Below are 5,907 nucleotides of genomic sequence, written 5' to 3'. Positions count from 1 at the left end.
CCCGCCTGTATCGCCGCGCCGGGGCCACCGGACGCGCGGCCGCGGCGCTGCGTGCCGCAGCCGCCATGCGCATCGGCCGCCGGATCGGCGTCTCCCGCAGCGACGGGCGGGCGGCGCTGGTCGATGGCCTCTCCCGCGCGACCGGACGGGACCCGGGCTCCGTCGAACGTCTCCTCTATGGCCCCCCGCCCGCGGACGATTCCGCGCTCATCACCCTGATCTCCGAGCTCGACGCACTGGAAAGCGAGGTTCACCGACCGTGACCGAGACCACCCCTTCCGACGGCACTCCCGAGGCCTACGAACCCGCCGCATCGTCCGTCCCGCCGGCTCCCGCGCCTGCGCCTGCCCCCGATCCGGAACCCGGCGCGCGTGCGGCGCTGGGACGGTTGCGCACCGAGGTGGGCAAGGCCGTGGTGGGCCAGGACCAGGTGGTGACCGGCCTGGTGATCGCCCTGCTGTGCCGCGGGCACGTGCTGCTCGAGGGCGTGCCGGGCGTCGCCAAGACGCTGCTGGTGCGCGCGCTGGCGGCCGCGCTCGATGTGGACACGAAGCGCGTGCAGTTCACGCCCGACCTCATGCCCGGCGACGTGACGGGCTCGCTGGTCTACGACGCGCGCACCGGTGCATTCTCCTTCCGCGCGGGGCCGGTGTTCACCAACCTGCTGCTCGCGGACGAGATCAACCGCACTCCCCCGAAGACGCAGTCCGCGCTGCTCGAGGCCATGGAGGAGCGGCAGGTGACGGTGGACGGCGAGCCCCGGAGGCTCCCGGACCCGTTCCTGGTCATCGCCACCCAGAACCCGGTCGAGTACGAGGGCACGTATCCCTTGCCCGAGGCCCAGCTCGACCGCTTCATGCTCAAGCTGCCCGTGGTGCTGCCGGACCGCGCGTCGGAGGCGGAGGTGGTGCGCCGGCACGCGTCCGGCTTCGACCCCCGGGACCTGGCGGCGGCCGGGGTGGGCCCGGTCGCAGGCATCGGCGACCTCGAGCAGGCGCGCGCGGCCGCCGCCCGCGTGGCGCTGTCCGAGGACGTGGTCGGGTACATCGTGGACATCTGCCGCGCCACCCGGGAGGCGCCGTCGGTGTCGCTCGGGGTGTCGCCCCGCGGCGCGACCGCCCTGATGGCGACGTCGCGCGCGTGGGCGTGGATGCGCGGCCGCGAGTACGTCTCGCCCGACGACGTCAAGGCTCTCGCGGGCTGGACGCTCTCGCACCGCATCCAGGTGCGCGCCGAGGCCGAGCTCGAGGGCGTCACTGCGACCTCGGTGCTCACCTCCGTGCTCTCCACGGTGCCCGTGCCGCGCTGAGATGCACATTACCGGCTGGTCGGTCGCGCTGGCGGCGCTCGGGGCGATCCCCGCGGCGATCGCCCAGTCCCGCGCGCTCGCGTGGGGCTGGGTGCTCGGCGTGGTCGCGCTCGCGCTGATCGACGCATGGATGGCGCCGCGGACGGCCACCGTCGGCGTGCGGCGCGACGCGCCCGGCTCGGTGCGGCTGACCCAGACCACCGCCACCTCCGTCACGGTCGCCAACCTGGGCCGGCGGCGCCTGCGCGGCGCCGTGCGGGACGCGTGGCAGCCCTCGGCGGGCGCGGCAGAGACCCGGCACGCCTTCGCGCTGGGTCCCGGCGAGACGGAGACCTTCCGGACGCGGCTGCGGCCCACCCGCCGCGGCGATCGCCACGCCGGAGCGGTGACGGTGCGCACCTACGGGCCGCTGCGCCTGGCGGGCCGGCAGCGCTCGATCGAGGCGCCGGCGCGGCTCCGGGTGCTGCCCGAGTTCGCGTCCCGGCGACACCTGCCGTCGCGCCTGCAGCGGCTGCGCGAGATCGACGGTCGCACCGCCGTGCGCCTCAAGGGCGCCGGCTCGGAGTTCGACTCGCTGCGGGAGTACGTGATCGGCGACGACGTGCGGGCCATCGACTGGCGCGCCACCGCCCGCCGCGGCGAGGTCGAGGTGCGCACGTTCCGCCCCGAGCGGGACCGCCGGGTGCTGGTCGCGCTCGACAGCGCCCGGCTGTCCGCGGCGCGGGTGGGCGACGCGCCGCGGCTCGACGCCTCGATCGAGGCGGGCCTGCTGCTCGCCGCGCTCGCCTCGCGCGCCGGCGACCGAGTCCAGGCCACCGCCTTCGACCGCAGCGAACGCGCGCGGGCCGCCGCCCCCGGTCCCCGCATCGTCGCGGCGCTCGCGGACGCCATCGCGGACGTCGAGCCGTCCCTCCTGGAGCCGGACTGGCCCGCGCTCGTGCGCCTGGTGCAGTCCCGGCTGTCGCAGCGGTCGCTGGTGGTGCTGCTCACGACGGTCGACACCTCGGCCATGGACTCGGGGCTCATCGAGGCTGTCGCTGCACTCCAGCGTCGCCATCAGGTGCTGGTGGGATCGGTGGAGGACCCGGAGCTCACGGCCATGCTGGCCGCCCGCGACGACGTCACGGCCCTGTACGGCGCCGGCGCGGCGGCGCGCGCCCTGATCGAGCGCGAGGCGGTGGCGACGCGGCTGCGCCGACTCGGGGCGGAGGTGGTGCTGGCGCCACCCGAAGAGCTGGCGCCCGCGGTCTGCGACCGCTACCTGGCGCTCAAGGCGGCGGGCCGGCTCTAACCCGCACCCCCGCCGACACTCCGCACGGAGTTGGCGCCGACACCCCGGTCGCGAACCTCGGATCAGGCCCATTCACCGGCGTGTCGCGTCTCGATCCGTGCGCAGTGTCAGGGCGGAGCGTGCGGCGGTCAGCCGGCGAGCGCCACCTTGTCGGTCGCGAAGTCACCCTCGGAGTCGCCGGTGGCGCCCGCGCGGGTGGCCGCTCGACCGGCGACGAACACGTACATCCAGAACGCCGTCACCGCGATCACGCCGATCACGATCTTGAGCCACCACGGCATCGTCGAGCCCGTCACATAGCCCTCGATCAGGCCGGACGCGAACAGCGCCAGCACCAGGCCCAGGGCCACGCCCACCGCGCCCCGCCCCTCCTCGGCGAGGGCGCGCCCGCGCGGCCGCGCACCCGGCACCAGCATCGTCCAGAAGAGCCGCAGGCCCGTGCCCGCCGCCACGAACACCGCAGACAGCTCGAGCAGCCCGTGCGGCGCGATGAGCTGGAAGAAGATGTCGAGCGCGCCCTGCTCGGCCATGACCGCGCCCGCGACGCCCAGCTGGATCACCGTGTTGTACATGAGGATGAGCGGGAAGATCCCGGTGATGCCGAAGGCGATGCATTGCGCCGCCAGCCATCCGTTGTTGGTCCACACGCTGGCCGCGAACGACGTCGAGTCGTACTCGGTGTAGTAGCTGGCGAACTCCTGCTCGGCGATCGCGGCGCGCGTCTCGGGCGGGCCGATCAGCTCGAGCGCGTCGGGGTGAGTGAGGGTCCACCAGCCCGAGATGAAGGCCATCAGCACCACCGCCGCGGCCACGCCCACGCCCCACCAGCGCACGCGGTACAGCGCCGCGGGCAGGCCCACCACGAGGTACCGCACCACCTCGCGCGTCGAGGCCGTGTGGGCGCCGGTGAGCCACACGCGCGCCGTGGCGAGCAGGACGGAGAGGCGCGACACGATGCTCGGCTCGGGCGCCGCCGAGCGGACCGTGGCCAGGTCGCCCGCGGTCGCCTGGTACAGACGGGTGAGCTCGTCGGCCTCCGCCCCGGTGAGGCGGCGCGCGCGGCTCAGCTCCTTGAGGCGTGCCCAGCGGGCCTCTCGCACGGCGCCGAAGGAGTCGATGTCCACGCCGCTACGATGCCACAGGAGGCACCGAGGAGGGGGAGCGCATGGCGGACGAGGACGCGATCCTCATCGGCGAGGGAGTGGTGCTCGACTCGAGCGCGGCCCCGGTGCCGCTGCGCATCCTTTCGGGCCTCATCGACATGATCGCGACCGTGGCCGTGCTGCTGCTCGGGATCTCGGTGCTCAACAGCGCGCTCACCGGACTCGGCGGCGCGTGGCCCCGCGCCGTCACCATCGGCTGGGTGGTGGTCTCCCTGGTGCTCATCCCGACGCTCGTGGAGACGCTCTCCCGCGGCCGGTCGCTGGGACGCTGGGCCGCGGGCCTGCGCATCGTCCGCGACGACGGCGGTCCCGTCGCCGCCCGCCACGCCGCGATGCGCGCGCTCGCCGGTGTGCTCGAGATCTACGGCACCGGCGGCGTGCTGGCCATCACCGTGTCCGCGCTCGGCTCGCGCGGCAAGCGGATCGGGGACTACCTCGCGGGCACCTACGCGATGCGCACCCGCGGCGCCAAGCGCGCCCTGCCGCCGCTGAGCATGCCGATCGGACTGGGCGAGTGGGCCCGCACGGCGGACATCACGCGGTTGCCCGACGGCCTGGCCCTCACCACGCGCATGTTCCTCGCCCGCGTCGACACCATCCACGCGCCGTCGCGCGTGCGCATCGGCACCCGGCTCGCACAGGAAGTGGGCGAGCACGTCGCCCCGCCGCCTCCGCCGGGCACCCACCCCGAGACCTTCATGACCGCGGTGCTGGTCGAGCGGCGGGACCGCGAGTGGCGGCTCGAGAGCGCGCGGATGGCGCGCGCGGAGAGCGACGGCGAGGCGCTGCGCCGGCTGCCGTACGGCATCGCCGACGCCGACTGACGGGACGATGCGCGCCGGGTCCGGCGCCGCCGCGCCTCAGTACCGGTAGTGCTCCGACTTGAACGGGCCATCGGCGGAGAGGCCCAGGTAGTCGGCCTGTGACGGGCTCAGCCGGGTCAGCCGCACCCCCAGCGCGTCGAGGTGAAGGCGCGCCACCTGCTCGTCCAGCTCCTTGGGCAGCCGGTGGACGCCCAGCGGGTACGCCGCGAGGTTGGTCCACAGCTCCACCTGCGCGAGCACCTGGTTGGTGAACGATGCGCTCATCACGAAGCTGGGGTGGCCCGTGGCGTTCCCCAGGTTCATGAGCCTGCCCTCGCTCAGCACGATGATGCTGCGCCCGCTGGGGAACACCCACTCGTCCACCTGCGGCTTGATCGGCGTCAGCTTGGCGCCCGAGCGACCCAGGCCGGCCATCGCGATCTCGTTGTCGAAGTGGCCCACGTTGGCGACGATCGCCTTGTCCTTCATCGCGGCCATGTGCTCGACGGTGATGATGTCCTTGTTGCCGGTGGTGGTGATGAAGAAGTCGGCGCGGTCCACGTAGTCCTCGACGCGCGCGACCTCGTAGCCGTCCATCGCCGCCTGCAGCGCGCAGATCGGGTCCACCTCGGATACCACCACGCGCGCGCCCTGGCCGCGCAGCGCCTCCGCGGCCCCCTTGCCCACGTCGCCGTAGCCGCACACGAAGGCGATCTTGCCGCCGATCAGCACGTCGGTCGCCCTGTTGAGCCCATCGGGGAGCGAGTGACGGATGCCGTACCGGTTGTCGAACTTGGACTTGGTCACCGAGTCGTTGACGTTGATCGCGGGGAACAGCAGGTCGCCGCGCGCGTGCATCTGGTCCAGCCGATGCACGCCCGTGGTGGTCTCCTCGCTCACCCCCACGATTCCTGCGGCCATGCGGGTGAACCTGGTCGGGTCCGCGGCGAGAGAGCGCCGCAGCACCGCCCGCATGCCCTCGACCTCGGCGTCGAACTCCGGGTCCTCCTCCTCGAGGGCCGGTGGCACCGCCCCGGCCTTCTCGAAGCGCACCCCCTCGTGGATCATCAGCGTGGCATCGCCCCCGTCGTCCAGGATGATGGTGGGACCGTCGTGGCCCTCCCACGTGAGGATCCGATCCGTGTACTCCCAGTACTCGCGGATGGTCTCGCCCTTGATCGCGAACACCGGCACACCGGCCGGCGCCGAGTACGTGCCCGCGCCCACCACGATCGCCGCCGCCGCATCGTCCTGCGTGGAGAAGATGTTGCAGGACGCCCAGCGCACCTGGGCGCCCAGTGCCGTGAGCGTCTCGATCAGGACCGCGGTCTGCGTGGTCAT

Annotated in this window: 5 protein-coding genes and 1 pseudogene; 4 read left to right on the top strand and 2 right to left on the bottom strand. The window is 73.7% G+C overall.

Features of this window, described 5'->3' with window-relative positions; all coding sequences use genetic code 11:
- The 3 genes and pseudogenes from Q0L54_RS09945 to Q0L54_RS09935 form a co-directional block, all read left to right on the top strand.
- Positions 1 to 263 (top strand): annotated as a pseudogene (locus tag Q0L54_RS09945) (DUF4350 domain-containing protein); the annotation flags it as partial.
- Complete coding sequence (locus Q0L54_RS09940) at positions 260 to 1,309, top strand: MoxR family ATPase (RefSeq protein WP_296667726.1); 1,050 nt, start codon at positions 260 to 262, stop codon at positions 1,307 to 1,309. The pseudogene Q0L54_RS09945 and the gene Q0L54_RS09940, both read left to right, overlap by 4 nt.
- Before the next feature lies 1 nt (position 1,310).
- Positions 1,311 to 2,600 (top strand): DUF58 domain-containing protein, encoded by a 1,290-nt coding sequence (locus tag Q0L54_RS09935; protein ID WP_296667724.1) that lies wholly within the window; start codon positions 1,311 to 1,313, stop codon positions 2,598 to 2,600.
- 128 nt (positions 2,601 to 2,728) lie between these two features.
- Here Q0L54_RS09935 and Q0L54_RS09930 read toward each other — a convergent pair whose 3' ends face one another.
- Positions 2,729 to 3,724 carry a stage II sporulation protein M gene (locus Q0L54_RS09930; protein ID WP_296667722.1) on the bottom strand — a complete coding sequence of 332 codons (996 nt, stop codon included), beginning with the start codon at positions 3,722 to 3,724 and terminating at the stop codon, positions 2,729 to 2,731.
- A gap of 41 nt (positions 3,725 to 3,765) precedes the next feature.
- Between Q0L54_RS09930 and Q0L54_RS09925 the strand changes: the two genes are divergently transcribed.
- On the top strand, positions 3,766 to 4,587 hold the full coding sequence (locus tag Q0L54_RS09925; protein ID WP_296667720.1) for an RDD family protein: 822 nt from the start codon (positions 3,766 to 3,768) through the stop codon (positions 4,585 to 4,587).
- Between the two features lie 36 nt (positions 4,588 to 4,623).
- On the opposite strand, the gene ahcY is transcribed toward Q0L54_RS09925, so the two are convergent.
- A partial coding sequence (ahcY, locus tag Q0L54_RS09920; protein ID WP_296667718.1) for an adenosylhomocysteinase occupies positions 4,624 to 5,907 on the bottom strand: 1,284 nt, incomplete at its 5' end.

It is taken from the genome of Demequina sp., assembly GCF_024642165.1.
In the GTDB taxonomy this organism is placed as follows: Bacteria; Actinomycetota; Actinomycetes; order Actinomycetales; family Demequinaceae; genus Demequina.
Note: the sequence above shows the minus strand (reverse complement) of the source record. Positions and strands in the feature narration are given on the sequence as shown.

Excerpts from the sequence above, each read along its gene's own strand:
- Q0L54_RS09925 (WP_296667720.1), top strand. The coding sequence starts at position 3,766 with ATGGCGGACGAGGACGCGATCCTCATCGGCGAGGGAGTGGTGCTCGAC.
- Q0L54_RS09935 (WP_296667724.1), top strand. The coding sequence starts at position 1,311 with ATGCACATTACCGGCTGGTCGGTCGCGCTGGCGGCGCTCGGGGCGATC.